Source organism: Roseococcus sp. GW821-FHT12F05 (genome assembly GCF_058806835.1).
This window is the reverse complement of sequence record NZ_JBXAQB010000011.1, coordinates 104,052-121,256: the sequence shown is the minus strand read 5'-3', so window position 1 is coordinate 121,256 and position 17,205 is coordinate 104,052. Positions and strand designations below refer to the sequence as shown.

17 protein-coding genes are annotated in these 17,205 nt (G+C 69.9%); 7 read left to right on the top strand and 10 right to left on the bottom strand.

Going from position 1 to position 17,205, the window contains the following annotated elements; translation table 11 throughout:
• The first annotated feature begins 141 nt into the window (after window positions 1-141).
• Together AC1ROY_RS23450 and AC1ROY_RS23445 are read left to right on the top strand one after the other, a co-directional pair.
• Window positions 142-2,154: a TonB-dependent receptor domain-containing protein gene (locus AC1ROY_RS23450; protein ID WP_493151320.1), complete on the top strand. Its 2,013-nt coding sequence runs from the start codon at window positions 142-144 to the stop codon at window positions 2,152-2,154.
• An 11-nt stretch (window positions 2,155-2,165) separates the two neighbouring features.
• A complete protein-coding gene (locus AC1ROY_RS23445) occupies window positions 2,166-2,927 on the top strand; it encodes a hypothetical protein (protein ID WP_493151319.1) in 762 nt (253 codons plus the stop codon).
• 110 nt (window positions 2,928-3,037) lie between these two features.
• Here the strand turns inward: AC1ROY_RS23445 and AC1ROY_RS23440 are convergent, their stop codons facing one another.
• The 7 genes from AC1ROY_RS23440 to AC1ROY_RS23410 all read right to left on the bottom strand — a co-directional run bounded on the left by AC1ROY_RS23440 (window position 3,038) and on the right by AC1ROY_RS23410 (window position 10,809).
• The gene (locus tag AC1ROY_RS23440) at window positions 3,038-3,205 is read right to left on the bottom strand and encodes a hypothetical protein (RefSeq protein WP_493151318.1); all 168 of its coding nucleotides are present in this window, start codon (window positions 3,203-3,205) and stop codon (window positions 3,038-3,040) included.
• Window positions 3,202-4,329: a PepSY-associated TM helix domain-containing protein gene (locus AC1ROY_RS23435; protein WP_493151317.1), complete on the bottom strand. Its 1,128-nt coding sequence runs from the start codon at window positions 4,327-4,329 to the stop codon at window positions 3,202-3,204. The genes AC1ROY_RS23440 and AC1ROY_RS23435 overlap by 4 nt, the downstream gene beginning before the upstream one ends.
• Window positions 4,326-6,725 (bottom strand): TonB-dependent siderophore receptor, encoded by a 2,400-nt coding sequence (locus AC1ROY_RS23430; RefSeq protein ID WP_493151316.1) that lies wholly within the window; start codon window positions 6,723-6,725, stop codon window positions 4,326-4,328. Before AC1ROY_RS23430 ends, AC1ROY_RS23435 begins: the two co-directional genes overlap by 4 nt.
• A 104-nt stretch (window positions 6,726-6,829) precedes the next feature.
• Window positions 6,830-7,780 carry a FecR family protein gene (locus tag AC1ROY_RS23425; protein WP_493151315.1) on the bottom strand — a complete coding sequence of 317 codons (951 nt, stop codon included), beginning with the start codon at window positions 7,778-7,780 and terminating at the stop codon, window positions 6,830-6,832.
• A 53-nt stretch (window positions 7,781-7,833) separates the two neighbouring features.
• Window positions 7,834-8,370: an RNA polymerase sigma factor gene (locus AC1ROY_RS23420; RefSeq protein WP_493151314.1), complete on the bottom strand. Its 537-nt coding sequence runs from the start codon at window positions 8,368-8,370 to the stop codon at window positions 7,834-7,836.
• 602 nt (window positions 8,371-8,972) lie between these two features.
• Window positions 8,973-9,971, bottom strand: coding sequence for a UDP-glucose 4-epimerase GalE (gene galE, locus AC1ROY_RS23415; RefSeq protein ID WP_493151313.1), 999 nt, complete (start codon window positions 9,969-9,971; stop codon window positions 8,973-8,975).
• Between the two features lie 55 nt (window positions 9,972-10,026).
• Window positions 10,027-10,809, bottom strand: coding sequence for a squalene/phytoene synthase family protein (locus AC1ROY_RS23410; RefSeq protein ID WP_493151312.1), 783 nt, complete (start codon window positions 10,807-10,809; stop codon window positions 10,027-10,029).
• A gap of 98 nt (window positions 10,810-10,907) precedes the next feature.
• On the opposite strand from AC1ROY_RS23410, the gene AC1ROY_RS23405 reads away from it, so the two are divergent.
• On the top strand, window positions 10,908-11,546 hold the full coding sequence (locus tag AC1ROY_RS23405; protein ID WP_493151311.1) for a superoxide dismutase: 639 nt from the start codon (window positions 10,908-10,910) through the stop codon (window positions 11,544-11,546).
• A gap of 157 nt (window positions 11,547-11,703) precedes the next feature.
• Here the strand turns inward: AC1ROY_RS23405 and AC1ROY_RS23400 are convergent, their stop codons facing one another.
• The 3 genes from AC1ROY_RS23400 to yajC form a co-directional block, all read right to left on the bottom strand.
• Entirely contained in the window at window positions 11,704-12,294 is a 591-nt protein-coding gene (locus AC1ROY_RS23400; protein WP_493151310.1) for a cysteine hydrolase family protein, read from the bottom strand.
• Window positions 12,295-12,389: 95 nt separating this feature from the next.
• Window positions 12,390-13,271, bottom strand: a complete 882-nt coding sequence (locus tag AC1ROY_RS23395; protein ID WP_493151309.1) for an alpha/beta fold hydrolase — start codon at window positions 13,269-13,271, stop codon at window positions 12,390-12,392.
• A gap of 4 nt (window positions 13,272-13,275) precedes the next feature.
• The gene (gene yajC / locus AC1ROY_RS23390; protein ID WP_493151308.1) at window positions 13,276-13,611 is read right to left on the bottom strand and encodes a preprotein translocase subunit YajC; all 336 of its coding nucleotides are present in this window, start codon (window positions 13,609-13,611) and stop codon (window positions 13,276-13,278) included.
• Between the two features lie 128 nt (window positions 13,612-13,739).
• Between yajC and AC1ROY_RS23385 the strand changes: the two genes are divergently transcribed.
• From AC1ROY_RS23385 to AC1ROY_RS23370, 4 genes are all read left to right on the top strand, one after another.
• Window positions 13,740-14,585, top strand: a complete 846-nt coding sequence (locus tag AC1ROY_RS23385) for an ATP-binding protein (RefSeq protein ID WP_493151307.1) — start codon at window positions 13,740-13,742, stop codon at window positions 14,583-14,585.
• Window positions 14,582-15,187 carry a pyridoxamine 5'-phosphate oxidase family protein gene (locus AC1ROY_RS23380; protein WP_493151306.1) on the top strand — a complete coding sequence of 202 codons (606 nt, stop codon included), beginning with the start codon at window positions 14,582-14,584 and terminating at the stop codon, window positions 15,185-15,187. The genes AC1ROY_RS23385 and AC1ROY_RS23380 overlap by 4 nt, the downstream gene beginning before the upstream one ends.
• Complete coding sequence (locus AC1ROY_RS23375) at window positions 15,184-16,140, top strand: MBL fold metallo-hydrolase (protein WP_493151305.1); 957 nt, start codon at window positions 15,184-15,186, stop codon at window positions 16,138-16,140. Before AC1ROY_RS23380 ends, AC1ROY_RS23375 begins: the two co-directional genes overlap by 4 nt.
• A gap of 107 nt (window positions 16,141-16,247) precedes the next feature.
• A complete protein-coding gene (locus AC1ROY_RS23370; protein ID WP_493151304.1) occupies window positions 16,248-17,120 on the top strand; it encodes a helix-turn-helix transcriptional regulator in 873 nt (290 codons plus the stop codon).
• Window positions 17,121-17,205 lie beyond the last annotated feature (85 nt).

Below are 17,205 nucleotides of genomic sequence, written 5' to 3'. Positions count from 1 at the left end.
GAGAGTCATTCGCATTGCAAATAAGAATCATTATCATTAATGAGCAGCCCGGATTGGGCCGACCGGGTGCCCATCAGCATGAAAAGAAAAGGATTATCGGCCGTGCGGCGAAGCCAGATCAACGCTCTCAGATACGCGTTCGTGACGACAGCCCTCTATGCCGTGGGCAGCCTGGGGGCCGCGGCGCAGCCCGCGCCGGGAGATCCGGGAAGCCTGCAATTGCCGCCCGTCCATGTGCAGGGCGACTCCACCGACGAGCCCTTCGAGACGCCCGCGGCGGTCAGCACCGTCCGGCCCGACAGGCTGCTCCCGGGCGCCGACACGAATCGGATGCTCGACACGGTGCCCGGCGTCGCCGCCGGCGGCTTCGCCTCGCAGCCCGGCATCTCCGTGAACATGCGGGGCATGGAGGGCTTCGGGCGCGTCAACATGATGGTGGAGGGCGTCCGCCAGAATTTCCGCCCGGCGGGGCATGAGGGCGGCTCCTTCGCCTATGTGGACCCGAACTTCCTGTCCGGCATCGACGTCGAGCGCGGCGCCGTCACGGGCCGCGGCGGCATGGGCGCCCTGGTCGGCGCGGTGAACTTCCGGCTCCTCGACGTCGAGGACATCCTGCGTCCCGGGCAGACCATCGGCGGCCGGGCGACGGCGATGACCGGCTCGAACGGCTATCAGTGGAACACCGCCCTCATCTCCGCCGCGCGGCTCGGCAACGGCATCAGCGTGCTGGGCGGCTTCAGCGGGCGCGAGAACTCCCAGTTCAAGAACGGCGACGGCGTGACCGTGCCCAACACCGAGCAGTCCCTCCGCACCGGCATCGCCCGCCTCAACTGGCAGCCGACCGAGGAGCATCGCATCTCGCTGCTGGGCAGCGTCTACGAGAACCGCTTCACCTCGAACTTCTACGACCAGAACATCCAGTCGAACCTCGTGCGGCTGGGCTACCAGTACCGGCCTGTCGCCAATCCGCTGATCGACCTGGACACCGCGGTGTCGTGGAACCAGATCCGGATGAACAACTACCTGACGGAGGCCGGCCTCTTCTCCAGCACCGCCTCGGGCCGGCGCATCGTCAACGACGCCTACCAGGGCCACGTCTCCAACACCTCGCGCTTCGCGCTCGGCAGCGTGGGCGTGAACTGGGAGTACGGCCTGCAATACGCCTCGGACAACACCACGTCCCGCAAGGGCGGCGTGAACGGCGATGGCACGCTGAACCTGTTCGGCGCCTATTCGCGCGCCACCTTCAGCCGCGGCATCTTCAGCTTCACGCAGGGCCTGCGCTACGATAACTACTCGCTCGACGGCCAGGGCTTCGCCAATCCGGCGCTCGGCCCGGTGCCGGTAACCGGCAACTACAGCACCAATGCCAGCGAGGGCCGGGTGAGCCCGCGCTTCACTCTGGCGGTGCAGGCGCTGAGCTGGCTGCAGCCCTACATCACCTATGGGTGGGCCTTCCGCCCGCCGACCATCGCCGAGACCATGTATTCCGGCCCGCACACGGCCGGCGGCGCCTCGACCTTTTACCCGAACCCCTTCCTGCGCCCCGAGACGTCGCAGGGCTGGGAGGCCGGGGCGAACATCCTGCGCCGCAACCTCTTCACCGACGGCGACCGTATCAGGTTCAAGGCTGCCTATTTCGACAACGACGTCGAAGACCTCATCAACATGGTCTCCATCCGCGGCACCGTCGGGCGGACCGCCTATTCCTACTCGTTCTACAACAACGTGCCCGGCACCAGCCGCCTGCGCGGCGTCGAGCTCGAGGGCGGCTACGACATGGGCGTCGCATACATCAACCTGAACTACACCAACACCAGCATCCGGTACGCCGACGGGGCCGACCACAGCTTCCTGCCGCGCAACAACCTGCTGGTGGATGCCGGCGTGCGGCTGCTCGACCGGAAGCTGGTGCTCGGTGGCCGGGTCCGGACCATCGGCAGCACGCAGAGCTTCACCACGACGGGCGCGACCACGCCCATCCCCGGCTACACCACGGTGGACCTCTACGCTTCCTACCGCCCGATCGACCGGCTCACGCTGTTCATCAACGGGACGAATATCGGCAACACGGTCTACACGGTGCCGGCGGCGGAGACGATCGGCGGTGGCCGCGGCGCCACCGTGATCGGCGGCGCGACGCTCACCTTCTGATGGGTGGGGCCGTGCTGAACGAGCCTCCTGCCCCGCTCTTCGCGGTCATCGAGCGGCTCCAGGGCGACCTGCCCTGGGGCTCGCTTCTCGACGCGGGAACGGGGGTGAAGTCGGCCCACTGGGCCAGCGGCCTCGCGACCGAGAGATGGACGGCGGTCAGCGCCGATCCCGGCCATCTCGCCGAGACCCGGGCCGGACTGCGGGGGGCCCTCCGCCCGCAGGACCGGCTGGTCTCGGGCAACTGGACCGATCCGGGCCTCCTGGCGGGCGAGGTCCATGACGTGGTGCTCGCGGAGTATCTCCTGGGCGCGGTGGAGGGTTTCGCGCCCTATTTTCAGGAGAGCCTCTTCGCGCGCCTGCGGCCGCTCGTCGGGCGCCGGCTCTATGTCGTCGGGCTCGACCCCTATGTCGCCGGGCATGCGGAAGGCGAGGCCGGGCGCATGGTCCAGGCCATCGGCCGCTTCCGGGACGGGTGCTCCCTGCTGGCCGGGGAGACGCCCTATCGCGAATTCCCCGCGGAATGGGTGCTGGACCGCCTGGAGCAAGCCGGCTTCCGGATCCTCTTCGCGCAGCGCTTCCCCAATCGCTATCCGATGGAATGGGTCGAGTTGCAGCTCGCCACCAGCCACGCCCTCCTGGAGCGGATCGCCGACCGGGGCCTGGCGCGCGCGCTGTCGGCCCAGGCCGGCCGGCTGCGGAAGGAGGCGGCCGCGCTGATCGGCCGGCATGGGCCTCTCGCACACGGCTCCGATTATGTCGTGAGTGCAGCCTAACATGGGCACCCCCCGGGCCAGGTCCGGCCGCCTGCCGGATCATTCGACGGTCTGAGGGCGGCCAGATCTCGCACCGCGGCAAGGGCGGCACTCCGGATCGGGCCGAACGGTCACCATGCAGCACGAGCCAGGTGGACGCCGATCACGGCCAGAGGCACCCCCAGCGCGCCCCATGACAGCCAGAGCCATCGCCCCTCCTCTCCGAGCAGCGCCGCCAGCAGGCCGGACACCGTGAGCACTGCCAGCAGGATGGGCCAGCCCCAGACCCGCCAGTTCATGTCGTAGCCCCGGCGCCGGCGGGACGTCCGCGATGCTCCGCCCGACGGCGGGCGAGCCACAGATAGAGACCCGTCACCAGCACCGCGATGGTCGCGACGTCGAACACCGCCCAGAGGATCTTCAGCGGGAGCCCGCCGTAGTCGCCGAAGTGCAGCGGCTGCGCGAGCAGCGTCGCCGTCATGTACCAGGGCAGGTCGCCCGTCCCGGCGAGCTCGGCCGTCCCGGCATCGAGCAGCACCGGCTTCAGCAGGCGCCGCGCCACCGCCGCCTCGCCACGCAGGGCCACCATGAAGTGGCGCGGCCCGGCCGAGGGCATGCCGGGAAAGGCGACGATGGAAGGCGCCATGCCGGGCGCCGCCGCACGCGCCGCGACCACCACCGCGTCCATCGATGCGAGGTTCGCCGGGGCCGGCAGATGACGGTACGGCGCCGTCAGGGCCGCAATCTGATCCCGCTGCCAGAGCCCGACCGCCAGCTCCGTCCAGGTGTTCACCACGCCGGTCGCGCCCACCACGAAGGTCCAGGCCAGCGTCACGATGCCGATGAGGTTGTGCAGGTCGAGCCATCGGATGCGCCGCCGGTCCTGCCGGATCGTTCCAAAATCCATCCGCCGCATCACCGGTCCATAAAGCACCGTTCCTGACACGAGAGCGGCCAGGAACAGCAGGCCCATGACGCCCAGGAAGAGCCGCCCCGGGAGGCCGAGATACATGTCCGCATGCAGCGTGCGGATCACCCGCATGAAGCCTTCGTAGATGCGCTTCTCCCCGAGGACCTCGGCGGTGCGCGCATCCACGGCGATGATGCGCTGCGTGCCGCGCGGCGCCGGCCGGCGCGCGGCGAGGTTCAGAAGCACGATGTCCGGCTCGTCCTCCGGCCAGACCATGAACTGCACCATGAGGCCGGGATAGGCGTCCAGCCCCGCCTGCAGCATCCGCGAGGGCGCCGCGTGCGGCGTGCCCGCAGGCATCGCGGGCGGTTCGATCGCCGCGCCCGTCCAGTGGTCGATCTCGTCGTGGAAGATCAGCGGCAGGCCGGTCAGGCAGAGCATCAGAAGGAAGCCGGTGCTGGCCAGGCTCGTCCAGCTGTGGACGAGGCGCCAGCCGCGCGTCGCGCCTCTCACCAGCGGTAGCTCAGCGTGCCCAACACGGTGCGCCGCAGACCGTAGTAGCAGTTGTTCGGGGCCCTGCTGCAGGACGAGACGTACTGCTCGTCGCCTAGGTTGTTGGCGTTGATGGCGACGCGCATGCCGCGCAGGTTCGGGCTCAGCTCGCCGAGGTCATAGCGGATCATGGCGTCGACGAGGGTGTAGCTGGGCACCGAGTAGAGGTTCACCGCATCGCCCGCGGAGCGGCCGACATAGCGCACGCCGCCGCCGAGGCCGAGGCCACGCACGGGCCCGTCCTGGAAAGTATAGTCGGCCCAGGCCGAAGCCATCGTGCGGGGGATCGCGATGGGGCGGTGACCAAGGTTCGTCGTGTTGCTGCGCGTCACCTCCGGGTCGAGGAAGGTTGCGGCCAGCGTCACGTTCAGGCCGTTCGTCAGGCTCGCCTTGGCCTCGAGCTCCAGGCCGCGCGACCGGATCTCGCCGGTCTGCACGCTGAAGCCCGTATGCGCGAGGTCCGCGGTGGCCACGTTCTGCTGAGTCAGGTGGAAGAGCGACGCGGCGACGTAGGATTCCACGCCCGGCGGCTGGTAGCGGATGCCCGCCTCGTACTGCTCGCCCCGGCTCGGCTTGAAGGCGGTGCCGTAGAAGTCGCTGCCGACCAGGGGCTGGAACGAGGTGGAGTAGCTGACATAGGGCGCGACGCCGATGTCGAAGGTGTAGACGAGCCCGGCACGGCCGGTGAGCGCGCCGTCGGACTGCCGGGTGGTCCGGCCGAGCAGCCGGTCGGTTGATCGCGTGTCGGCCCAGTCGTGCCGGCCGCCGAGGAGCAGCGACCATCGGCCGAGGCGGATCTGGTCCTGTAGATAGAGGCCGATCTGGTCCGCCCGCGTGGCCGTGCTCAAATAGATGGGCGGGCGGGGGATGGAGACCCCATAGACGGGGTTCAGGATATCGAGGGTGGGCGCCGTGGCGCTGCCGATCGCGTACTGGTTGCTGGTCCACTGGTAGTCCACGCCCGCCAGCAGCGTGTGCCGCACCGGGCCCGTCTGCACCCGCGCCTGGAGCTGCGTGTCCACAGTGAGGCCGTCCAGCGTCTCGCTGTCGGTGTTGGCCTCCCGGTTCAGGGTGCGCAGGTTCGCCTGCAGACCGGCCGAGGCGACGCGGCCCCACTGCATGTCCATATGCGTGTAGCGGAGGTTCTGACGCAGGGTGAAGACGTCGTCGAAGCGGTGCTCGAACAGGTAGCCGGCCTGGATCTGCTCGCGGCGGAAGTATTCGAAGCTCGGCTCGCCGTCGTAGAAGCTGGTCGGGATCCGCCCGTTCCGGTTGGGCAGGAAGGTGCCCTGGGCCGGCACGAAGCCGAAGAAGCCGCCGCTCGGGTCGCGCTGGTAGTTGCCGAGGAAGGTCAGCGTGGTGTTGTCGGACGGCCGCCAGGTCAGTGCCGGCGAGAGGGAGATGCGGCTTTCCTCGATGTGGTTCACCTGGGAATTGGCCGCACCCGCCAGGCCCGTGAGGCGGTAGAACCACTGGCCGCTCCCGCCCAGCGGCCCTCCGAAGTCGAAGCCGGCATTGATCCGCCCGAAGGAGCCGGCCTGGATCTGGACCTCGCGGATGGGCTCGGCCGAAGGGCGCTTGGTCACCAGGTTGACCAGGCCGCCTGGGTTGTTCTGGCCGTAGAGCACCGAGGTCGGGCCGCGGAACACCTCGATCCTCTCGAGGTTGTAGGGGTCGGGCTGGGAGATGGCGTAGTTGCCGAAGGGCAGGCGCAAGCCGTCCTGGTAGAGGATGTTGAAGCCGCCGAAGCCGCGGGCGTAGAGCACATCGTAATGGTTCACCGAGCCCCGGTTGTCCGCCGTGATGCCGGGCGTGTAACGCAGCGCCTGGGAGACCGACTGGGGCTGGCGCGCCTCGATTTCGGGCCGGCCGATGACGGAGAGGGCCTGCGGCGTCTCGAGCAGGGTCGTGTCGGTCTTGGTCGCGGTGCCAGCGACCGAGGCCACGTAGCCGCGCAGCGGGCTGTAGGCTCGGAGCTGGCTGGCATCCACGCGGACCTCCGGCAGCTCCAGCGCGCCGTCGGTCGGCAGCGGCGCGAGCGTGACGGTCGCGGCATCGGTGAAGCGGTAGGTCAGGCCGGTGCCGGCGAGGAGCTGGCGTAGCGCCTCCTCCGGCGGGAGCGTGCCTGAAACACCCTGGGTCTGCCGGTTTCCGATGGTCTCTGTCAGCGCCAGGATGCGCAGCGAGGCGGCCTGGCCGAAGGCCGGCAGTGCCCGTGCAAGCGGCCCCGCGGGGATGCTGAAGCTGCGCGGCGTGGGCGAGGCCTGGACCAGTTGCACGGCCTCCTGCGCCCGGCTGTTCATGGGCGCCCAGGCCAGAGCGGTGACGGCCAGCAAGGCGAGACGAATTCCTGTCATTCCAAACCTCGATCAGCGGCGCGCAGGCGGCGCCCTCACCGGGTCCAGACGACCGTGCCCTCGAACACGACCAGGAAGATATGATGCCGCAACAAAATAGCCGCTCAGGAGCCGAACGGCTCGATGATGTCGAGCAGCGGCAGGCGCCGAATGCGCACCGGCAGCAGCGCCGGCAGAGCCTGGAGGAAGGCGTCGGTGTCGCCTGTCGGGAAGACGCCGGTGACCCGGCGCCGCGCCAGCGCCTCGCCGCGGAGCAGGAGCCAGCCGCGGCGGTAGCGCGCGATCGCGGCGACCACCTCGCCGAGCGGCTCGCCGTTGAAGACGAGCTGGCCGCGCTGCCAGGCGGTGGCGGCCTCCAGATTGGCGCCGCGCGGGCGGCCCAACCCGGCGGCCGGGCTGTAGTCGAGCTCCTGCCCCTCCTGGAGCACGGCCTCGGCGCCATCGTAGCGCACCTGCACGGCGTGCCGGGTGACGAGGACGCGCACGTCGTCGGAGCTCCGCGCCACGGAGAAGGCCGTGCCGAGTGCCTGGCTGTCGCCGCCGGCGGCCGACACCAGGAAAGGCCGGGCAGAATCGCGCGCGACCTCGACATGGATGCGGCCGGCATGCAGCACGACGCGCCGCCGGTCGGGGGCGAAGTCCAGGTCGAGGCCGGTCGAGGTGTCCATCTCCAGCGTCGAGCCGTCGGGCAGCGTGAGGCGCCGCAGTTCGCCCACCGCCGTGCGCTGGTCGGACAGGAGCCGCGCGGTGCCGCTGCGAACGGCCGGCAGCCGCGAGACGCCGATTGTGCCGGCTCCGACGACGAGGCCCATCGCGATCACGGCCCGCCGGCGCGAGGACCTCGGGCGCGGTGCCGCGCCAACCGCGGCCCAGCTGCGCTCCGCCTCCGCTGCCGCGGCAGCGTGAGCGGGGTCCGCGGCCTTCCAGGCGGCATAGGCCGCATGATCTCCGGGCGAGGCCTGGCCGGAATGCAGACGGACGACCCATTCCAGCGCCGCCTCGCGCTCGGGTTCGAGCGGCGTATCGAGCTCCTCCGGGGACAGGCGGCGTGTCATGGGCTTCGGAATATGGTCCGGGTCTTCAAGGATACAGACGTTCGACCGCCCGATCACGACAGCGGAAGATGGCCCGACAGCCGCCGGGTACAGTGGCGCAGCGCGCGGATGATGTGCTTGGTGACCATGCTGGTCGAGATGCCGAGGCGTCGGGCGATCTCCGGATGCGTCAGCCCTTCGGTCCGGCTGAGCAGCAGGGCGAGCCGGCAGTCGGGCGGTAGTTCCTCCAATGCGGCCCGCAGCACCCGGAACTCCTGCCGGGCGACGAGGATCCGCTCGGCCGAGGGCTGCGGGTCGGCGAGGCTGTCCGAGAGCTCGTCGATGTCCAGGGCTGTCCCGCGGCGCCGGTGCTGCCGCCGATGGTCACGGACGATGTTGCGCACGACCTTCCAGAGGAAGGACACGGGGTTGGCGATCGGCCATGGCGCATCGCCCTGCCCCGCCCCTCCTCCCTGGGCCGCGACGGCGTAGCGGAGAAAGGCGTCCTGGACGACGTCCGCTGCTGCGGAACGGTCGTGGAGCCCGTCGCGGGCAAAGCGCTGCAGCTCGCGGTGATGCCGTCGGAAAAGGGCGTCCAGATCGTCCGGCATGCGATTCCCATCGGGCCAGGATCACCCCGTAACCAGAATGAGAATTATTCGCAAGTGCTGGAGAGAGAGGGTCTGGCGGCCCGATGAGGCGGCTGTCTCAGCCTACATGGCCGCAAAGCAGACGGGCCTCCATATCGGACAAGGCCCAGCGGACGACGTATCGCGTCGTTTTCAACTGCTCTTCGATGAAGGCGATGATCCCGCTGGCCCTGAGGCCAGCCCGTCACCCGGGAGGCAGCGCCGCCTGCAAATCGAGCCGCGGCATTTCCCAATCGGAAAGCGCTTCGCGCACCCATCCGTCGTCGAACCCTTCGGTCAGATCCAACCGCTGGCCACGGCGATACCGAGACCGGCCAGGACGGCGGCGTAGATGCGCTCCAAGGCGTTGATCCGCGACTTCGGCCGGAGCCCGATGTCGCGGGTTGCAGGCCTGGGTGAAGCCTACAGGCTCATCGCCCTCGCCGCGCAAGAAAATGATGACCGGATGAATCTCGGCCACAGGAATGGCGGTAAGGCAAGGACCAGCCCCGGCACTCCTACCAAAGGCAGAGAGGCCCCTGGCGGGAAGCGCGAGGGGCAGAGCCCTTCGCAATAGCGCACCCTCAGGCGGCTTCGCGCGCTGCGTAGCCCTGCGGGTTGGCTGCGTGCCAGGTCCAGGCCGTGCGTACGATATCGTCCAGCTCGGCATGCCGTGGCGTCCAGCCCGTCTCGGCGCGGATGAGCGCCGAGGAGGCCACCAGCGCCGGGGGGTCGCCCGCGCGGCGCGGCCCGTTCTCGTAGGGCACCTTGCGGCCGGAGACGCGCTCCACGGCCGCCATCACCTCGCGCACCGAGTGGCCGGCGCCGTTGCCGATGTTGTAGCGCACCGAGCCGCGCTCCAGCCGCGGTAGCACGGCGATATGCGCGGCCGCGAGGTCGGAGACATGGACGTAGTCCCGGATCGCCGTCCCGTCCGGCGTGTCGTAATCCGTGCCGAAGACGTGCAGCGGCGGCGCGTGGCCCAGCGTGGCCAAGATGGCGCGCGGGATGAGATGGGTCTCCGGCTCATGGTCCTCGCCGGCACGGCCGAGCGGATCGGCACCGGCCGCGTTGAAGTAGCGCAGCGAGGCGGAGTGCAGGCCGTTGGCGCCCTCGGCCCAGCCCAGTGCCTGCTCCATCATGAGCTTGGAGAGGCCGTAGGGGTTCACCGGGGTGGTGGGCGCGTCCTCCGGGATGGGCGTGACCTTGGGCACGCCGAAGATCGCAGCCGTCGAGGAGAAGACGAAGCGCAGGCAGCCGGCGCGCACCGCGGCCTCGGCCAGGTTCACGCCGTTGGAGAGGTTGTCCCGGCAGTAGCGCATGGGCTGCTGCATGCTCTCGCCGACCAGCGAGAGGGCGGCAAGATGGAAGACCGCGTCGAACTTCCAGGCGGCGAAGATCTCGCCCAGGCGCTTCCGCTCGGAGAGGTTGGCCTGGATGAAGGTCGCGCCGGAGGGCACGGCGTCGCGGTGACCCGTGGAGAGGTCATCCACCACGACCACGTCATGCCCCGCATCGAGCAGGGCCAGGACCACATGGCTGCCGACATAGCCGGCGCCGCCGGAAACGAGATAGCGCGACATGATTCACCCACCTGACTGGGTAGCATCAATGATCCGCGAATATGGCATGAATTCGCTAGCGGCTTGGCATTTGCGCCGCAATGAGGACGGCCAGGCGGTCTCCCAGGCCTCTCCGGACCTCCACGCCCCGCGCCAGGCGTCGCAAATCCCGCCGTGCGAGGGTCATCGGCAGGGCGGCCGCGACGGCCGATCGGGGCAGGCCGCGGAGGCTGGGCGGCTCCGGTGCGCCGGAGGCGAGCTCCCGGATGACCGGAAGGGCGGCGTCGGGATCGGCGATGACGGCCTCCGGCATCACGAGCTCGGTGGGCAGGAGGCACCTCCCCTGTGCGGCGAGCGAGGGCACCGCGCGCAGCAGTCCGGCGAGGCCGTAGAGCAGCCCCGCCTGCTGCAGCGCCGGCAGCAGAGCCGGCGGCGCACCGAGAAGACGCCCCGCGACCACGGCGAAGCCGCCGGCCGTGCCGCGCAGATAGGCGTGGAGGGCCGCCGTGGTGGGGATGCCCGCCTCCTCCGTCTCGGCCTCGCGCGCCTCGGCCATGGCGACGAGACCCTCGGCGTCCAGCGCACCCTCACGGATGGCCGCGTGCAGCGGGGCGGCGACCTCGTGCTGGCGGGCGGGACGGCCAGCCGCGGCCTCCTCGACCGCCTCACGCCACCAGGTCAGGCGCATCAGGGCCAGCACCGGCTGGCGCGCCGCCTCGCGGGCGCGGGCCAGCTCGTGGTTGAAGGCGATCAGGGTGAACAGCGCCTCCCGCCTCTCCGCCGGCGCGAAGAGCGCGCAGAAGAAGCGGTCCGGGTCGTGACGGCGCGCAATGGCGCCACAAGGGGAAAGTTCGGGCACGCGAAACCGCATGACCGCAAGAGCGTCACTCCGCAAGCGGTTGACGCCTCACGCCACCCTGCTTAGCTGCGCAGCACCGCTTCCTCAGGAGAAACGCCATGGCCTTCAGCCTTCCCCCCCTCCCCTACGCCACCGCCGCGCTCGCCGCCCAGGGCATGTGCCAGGAGACGCTGGAGCTGCATCACGGCAAGCACCACCAGGCCTATGTCACGGCGCTGAACGGGCTGATCGAGAGCAAGGGTCTCGCCGGCAAGTCGCTGGAGACCATCGTGGCCGAGGCCGGCAAGGCTGGCGCCGACGGCCTGCCCGTCCTGAACCAGGCCGGCCAGCACTACAACCACCTGCTGTTCTGGCAGGTGATGAGCCCCTCGGGCGGCGGCGACAAGCTGCCGGCCAAGCTCGCCGCCAAGATCGACAGCGACCTCGGTGGCCTCGCGGCCTTCAAGGAGGCCTTCAAGCAGGCCGGCGTGACGCAGTTCGGCTCGGGCTGGGCCTGGCTGATCCTGACGCCCGATGGCAAGCTGAAGGTGACGAAGACCCCGAACGGCGCGAACCCGATCTCGACCGGCGAGGGCAAGCCCATCCTCGGCGCCGACGTGTGGGAGCACGCCTACTACCTCGACTTCCGCAACGTCCGCCCGGGCTACCTGGACAACTTCCTCAACAAGCTCGTCGACTGGAGCGTGGTCGAGAGCCTGCTGGACAAGGGCGGCCTGGAGAGCGGCCAGAGCGCTTAGGGCCTTCGGCCTTAAGATTTTTCCCGCCCTCAGACGCCGGGCAACTGGTGCGCCGAGGGGCAGGTCAGGTTGGCGGCGCCGGCCGCATTGCGGCCGGATGCTGCGTTGACCCGCTTCTTCTTGAAGAGCGTCCGGGGAACTGGGCGCCCTTTTCGCTTCAGCTGAGCGCCGAGGCAGGGACCACGATCGCGAAGCGGTCGGCCAGTTCCGCCAGGGAGTGGCGATGGATCTCGGCACCGCTGATGGCAGCGCCCGTGACAGGGTCGGGCAGCGCGCGGGTGGCGCAGGCATCGGCCGCGATGGTGACGCGGAAGCCGAGGTCCAGCGCCGCGCGGGCGGTCGAGCTGACGCACATATGCGTCTGGAAGCCCGCGATCACGAGCTCCTTCCGGCCGGCCAGCTTCTCCGCGAGGCCGGTCTGCGCGAAGGCATTGGGCAGGGGTTTCTCGACCACCGCCTCGCCGTCCTTCGGCTCGGCCGCGGGGAGGATGGCGCCGCCGGCCGCATCGCGATCGAAAAGCCCGCCGGCGCGGCCCTTGTGCGCGACATGGATCATCAGCGCACCGGCGGCACGGGCGCGATCCAGAAGGCCGGCGAGAGCATCGAGCGCGGGATCGATGCCCTCCAGCGGCAGGCGGCCCTCCCGGTACTCGCCCTGGGCGTCGATCACCACCAGCGCGGCATCGGCCAGGCGCGGCGGCGCGAGGCTCGCGCCCGCAAGCTGCAGAAGGGTCTTCGGTTCGGTCATGCATCTGGCTCCCTGAAGGCGGGATCAGACTGGCAGCGGGATTTAGGCCTGTCCCCTGCGCGCAACGCCGCGCGCGTCATGCGGCCGGCGCATGATCAGGCGGGGGCGACATCCCTCAGCGCCTGAGCAAAGGCTTCGGGCGCCTCCTGCGGGGGGTTGTGGCCGATGCCTTCAAGGATCCGGCGCTCGAAGCGGCCCGTGAAGCGACCGGAAGCCCTGGGCGGAGGCGGGTTCACACCATCCGAGCCGCCGTGGAGGTCGATGCTCGGCACGGTGATGGGCGGCAGCTTCGCCAGTGCCGCCTCGATCCCTTCATGCGCGGGATCGCCGGCCGCGAGGCCGAAGCGGTGGCGGTAGGACTGGATCACCACGGGGACATAGTCCTCGTTGTCCCAATGCGCGGCGCTGGCGGCGAATTCCTCCTCGGAGAAGCGCCAGTCGGGCGACCATTGCTCCCAGAGCAGGCGGCCGATCTCACGGCGGTTCTTTTCCAGTCCGCGCGCCCCACGCTCGCCATGAAAATAGAACTGGTACCAGTGCCGCATCTCCTTGTCCGGCACAGCCGGCTCGCCGCTCCGGGCGATGTCCTGGATATTGTAGCCGGTGCAGCTCACCAGGCCCGCGCAGCGCTCCGGATGCAGGGCCGCGACGATGCAGGCGGCGCGGCCGCCCCAGTCGTAGCCAGCGAGGATCGCAGAGGGGATGGACATCGCATCCATCAACGCCAGCAGGTCGGTGCCGAGCGCGCCTTGCGCGCCGGAGCGGATCACACCGGGCTTCAGCCGCGTCTCGCCATAGCCGCGGAGATGGGGGACCAGCACGCGGTGCCCGGCCTCGGCCACGATCGCGGCCACGGCGTCATAGCCGCGCGCGGAGTAGGGAAAGCCGTGGAGGAGGATGACGGGCGGGCCATCGGGTGGCCCGTGCTCCTCGACGGCGATGATGGCCTGCGGGGTCTCGACGAACCGCAGGGACATCGCCTCAGCCCTTCTTGGTGTCGTTCGCGGCCTCGGGGCGGATCACGCTGCTGATCGTCCCGCGCACCACCGTCACGCGCACGTTCGGCGCGATCTCGACGTCCACCTCGTCGGAATTCTCCTTCACCTGCTTGACCTCGCCGACGATGCCGCCGCCGGTGATCACGCGATCGCCGCGCTTGAGGCTGGTGAGCATGCCGCGATGCTCCTTCATCTTCTTCTGCTGCGGGCGGATCAGCAGGAAGTAGAACACCACGAAGATCAGCAGCAGCGGCAGGAGCTGCATGACCATGGCGCTCGCACCTGCGGCGTCCTGGGCATAGGCCGGAGAGATGAGCATCGTTCCTCGCAGTGTGATGGCTGGTAGCGTGGCGGGCCTGGGCGAGATGGCCCGCATGCGTCCGCGCGTCAACAGTCCAGCGATTCGTCTCCCTTGCGCAACGCCGCGCACGCCGCTTCAAACCCTCCATGGAAACGGAACTTCTGGCCCGCATCGCGGCCGCCCTGGAACGCCTCGCACCGCCGCCGGCCCCGCCGCCACGGCTGGAGGGCGCCGACGCCTTCGTCTGGAAGCCGGAACGGAATCAGCTCGTTCCGGTGCCGCATGTGAGCCGCGTGGACATCGTGCTGCTGCAGGGTGTGGCGCGGCAGAAGGAGATCATCCTCGAGAACACGCTGCGCTTCGCCCGGGGCTTCCCGGCCAACAACGCCATGCTCTGGGGCGCGCGCGGCATGGGCAAGTCCTCGCTGGTCAAGGCGGCGCATGCGGAGGCGAACGCCCAGATCCCGGGCTCGCTGGCGCTGATCGAGATTCATCGCGAGGACATCCGCACCCTGCCCGACTTGCTGACCCATCTGCGCGCCCAGGAGCGCCGCGCGCTGGTCTTCTGCGACGACCTCTCCTTCGAGAAGGAGGACGCCGACTACAAGGCGCTGAAATCCGTGCTGGACGGCGGCATCGAGGGACGGCCGGCCAATGTGCTGTTCTACGCGACCTCGAACCGCCGGCACCTCATGCCGCGCGACATGATCGAGAACGAGCGCAGCACCGCGATCAACCCCTCCGAGGCGGTGGAGGAGAAGGTTTCCCTCAGTGACCGGTTCGGGCTCTGGGTCGGCTTTCATAACTGCGACCAGGACACCTTCTTCGCGATGATCGACGGCTATGCCGGCGCCGTGTCGCTGCCGATCTCGCAGGAGGAGCTGCACAAGGCCGCCGTCGAGTGGAGCATCACGCGCGGCGGCCGCTCGGGCCGCGTGGCCTGGCAGTTCATCCAGGAGATGGCGGGCAAGCTGGAGGTGAAGGTCACATGAAGTTCATCGAGACGCTCGACGAGCTGCACGGCCATTACGGCGTGCCGGGCGCGGCCTCCACGGAGAAGGAGGCGGCCTGGTTCATCCCGGAATACCGGAAGATCATCGAGGCGGCGCCCTTCCTGGCACTGGCCACGGTCGGGCCGGAAGGGATGGACTGTTCGCCGCGCGGCGACCGGCCCGGCCAGCTGGTGCGCATCCTGGACGACCGGACGCTGGCCCTGCCCGATCGCCGCGGCAACGATCGGATCGACAGCCTGCGCAACATTGTCCGCGACCCGCGGGTGGCGCTGATGTTCCTGATCCCGGGCAGCGGCAATGCGCTGCGGATCAACGGGACGGCGCGGCTCACGGCGGACGACGGGCTGCGCAAAAGCTTCGAGATGGAAGGAAAGCTGCCGCGGACCATCGCCATCATCCGCGCCGAGACCATCTACTTCCAATGCGCCCGTGCCGTGATCCGAGCCCAGCTCTGGGAACCCCATCCGAAACCCGAACTGCCGACGCCGGGCCAGATCCTGGCGGCGATGACGAGGGGCGCGGTGGGCGGGGCGAAGTACGACCAGGAATGGCCGGAGCGCGCCGCACAGACGATGTGGTGAGGCTGGGTCCCTCCCAGAAGGACGCGAAGGGGCGGTTCCTCAACCCGGATGGCGGGCCGGCGGGGCAGTCGCTGCGCAACGTCTTCCGGATGATGCGCGAGCGCGGCGGCGTGGCCTGGCCGGTGGGGATCGTCGATCCGCCGCAGCCTCCGCCGCCGGAGACCGTGCCGCCGGGGCATGCGAGCTTCACCTTCATCGGGCACTCGACCTTCCTGATCCGGCTGGACAACGGCACGACGATCCTGACCGACCCGATCTTCAGCGACCGATGCAGCCCGGTCGGCTGGGCCGGGCCGAAACGGGTGCGGCCGCCGGCGATCGCGCTGGAGGACCTGCCGCGGATCGACGCGGTGTTGGTGAGCCACGGGCATTACGACCACCTCGACATCCCCAGCCTCAAGGCGCTGCACGCGCGGTGGGGCGCGCCGGTCTTCACCGGTCTCGGGCATGGGGCGCTGCTGGCGCGGCACGGCATGCCGGGCGCGACGGAGCTGGACTGGGGCGGTCGGGCCGTGCTGCCGGGCGGGCATTGCGCGACCTACCTGCCGATGCGGCATTTTTCCGCGCGCGGGCTGCATGATCGCTCGAAGGCGCTGTGGGGTGGCTTCGCGGTGGAGGCGGCGTCCGGCGGGCGGCTGGCCTTCCTGGGCGACACGGCGGCGGGCGGGCATCTGGAGGTGATCGGTCGCGCCTTCGGCGGCTTCGGTGCGGCGCTGATCCCGATCGGGGCCTATGAGCCGTTCTGGTTCATGCAGGCGGTGCACATGACGCCGGAACAGGCGCTGGAGGCACAACTCCAGCTCCGGGCGAAGACCGCGATCGCGATGCATTTTGCCACGTTCAAGCTGACGCAGGAGGCGATCGACGAGCCGGAGCGGCGGTTGAGGACCTCGGCCGGGGAGCAGGATTTCCGGCTGCCCGCCTTCGGCGAAAGCCAGACCGTCAGGCTCTGACGCCGGCGCGACAGACGCGACGCAGAATCCCCTGCCGTGGCAAGTAAACTCCTCGTAAGGTCTGCCCCGACGATAGGATCGACGAAGGGCGAGTGGCTTCCGGAAGCATGGAGATCAGGAAGCTCAATGGCTTTTCGGCGGCTTATCGCATTCGCGGCCTGACCCGGGGCGACTTCACCGCCTGGACGCTGCCGTCCGGCGCCGAGCTCCTGCGCGCTGTGAACCCGCCCTACCCCTTCGCCCGGGCCCGTCATGAGATGGCGCTCGCGGTCCATCTTTGCCTGGCGCGTGGCGCTGGCCGCATCACCCGCCATGTCGGGGAGGTCCGGGAGCTGCCACCGCCGCGGGTCGGGCTGCTGACCCTCTCGCCGGGCGCGACCGACCTCGAATACGAGGCCGAGGGCGGGACCGAGATGCTCACCCTCTCCCTCTCCGCCTCGGCCTTCGCCGCGATCGGCGGCCGGGCCGACGACGCCTTCGCACGCGGGCTGCTGCCCTTCCGCGACGACAGCCTTCGCGCCGTCCTGCTGGAGCTGATGGAGCGCGCGGCCTGCGGCGGCAGCGAGCGCCTCTATGTGGACCATGCCATCGCCTTCCTGACTGCAGCGCTCGCCGCGCCGAGGCGCCAGGCCCCCCGGCGGCCGCTGGGCGCCCCCGCGCTGAAGCGCGTGCTCGACGCCATCGAGACGATGCTGGAGGAGACTCCGGCGGAACCGCCCTCGCTTGAGGCGCTCGCCGGCATCGCCGGGCTCTCCATAGCGGAGTTCGCGCGTGGCTTCCGCACGGCGACGGGCGAAAGTCCGCACGCCTTCCTGACGCGGCGGCGAATCGAGCGCGCCCAGGAGTTGCTCCGTGGCCGGTCCGGGCTGCCCTTGGCCGATCTCGCGGTCATGCTCGGCTTCGCCGACCAGGCCCATTTCAGCCGGCGCTTCCGCCAGGTCACGGGCACGACGCCGTCCCGCTTCCGCCGCGGCGGCTGAGACCGCGCAGGAAGCGACAAGCTTCCCGCGCCGTTCAAGACCGCCGCGGGACCCGGCGCTACCGGCAGCGCATTCGCCACTGCCA

Excerpts from the sequence above, each read along its gene's own strand:
- AC1ROY_RS23440 (WP_493151318.1), bottom strand. The coding sequence starts at position 3,205 with ATGAACTGGCGGGTCTGGGGCTGGCCCATCCTGCTGGCAGTGCTCACG.
- AC1ROY_RS23430 (WP_493151316.1), bottom strand. The coding sequence starts at position 6,725 with ATGACAGGAATTCGTCTCGCCTTGCTGGCCGTCACCGCTCTGGCCTGG.
- AC1ROY_RS23425 (WP_493151315.1), bottom strand. The coding sequence starts at position 7,780 with ATGACACGCCGCCTGTCCCCGGAGGAGCTCGATACGCCGCTCGAACCC.
- AC1ROY_RS23420 (WP_493151314.1), bottom strand. The coding sequence starts at position 8,370 with ATGCCGGACGATCTGGACGCCCTTTTCCGACGGCATCACCGCGAGCTG.
- galE (WP_493151313.1), bottom strand. The coding sequence starts at position 9,971 with ATGTCGCGCTATCTCGTTTCCGGCGGCGCCGGCTATGTCGGCAGCCAT.
- AC1ROY_RS23405 (WP_493151311.1), top strand. The coding sequence starts at position 10,908 with ATGGCCTTCAGCCTTCCCCCCCTCCCCTACGCCACCGCCGCGCTCGCC.
- AC1ROY_RS23400 (WP_493151310.1), bottom strand. The coding sequence starts at position 12,294 with ATGACCGAACCGAAGACCCTTCTGCAGCTTGCGGGCGCGAGCCTCGCG.
- AC1ROY_RS23395 (WP_493151309.1), bottom strand. The coding sequence starts at position 13,271 with ATGTCCCTGCGGTTCGTCGAGACCCCGCAGGCCATCATCGCCGTCGAG.
- yajC (WP_493151308.1), bottom strand. The coding sequence starts at position 13,611 with ATGCTCATCTCTCCGGCCTATGCCCAGGACGCCGCAGGTGCGAGCGCC.
- AC1ROY_RS23385 (WP_493151307.1), top strand. The coding sequence starts at position 13,740 with ATGGAAACGGAACTTCTGGCCCGCATCGCGGCCGCCCTGGAACGCCTC.
- AC1ROY_RS23380 (WP_493151306.1), top strand. The coding sequence starts at position 14,582 with ATGAAGTTCATCGAGACGCTCGACGAGCTGCACGGCCATTACGGCGTG.
- AC1ROY_RS23370 (WP_493151304.1), top strand. The coding sequence starts at position 16,248 with ATGGAGATCAGGAAGCTCAATGGCTTTTCGGCGGCTTATCGCATTCGC.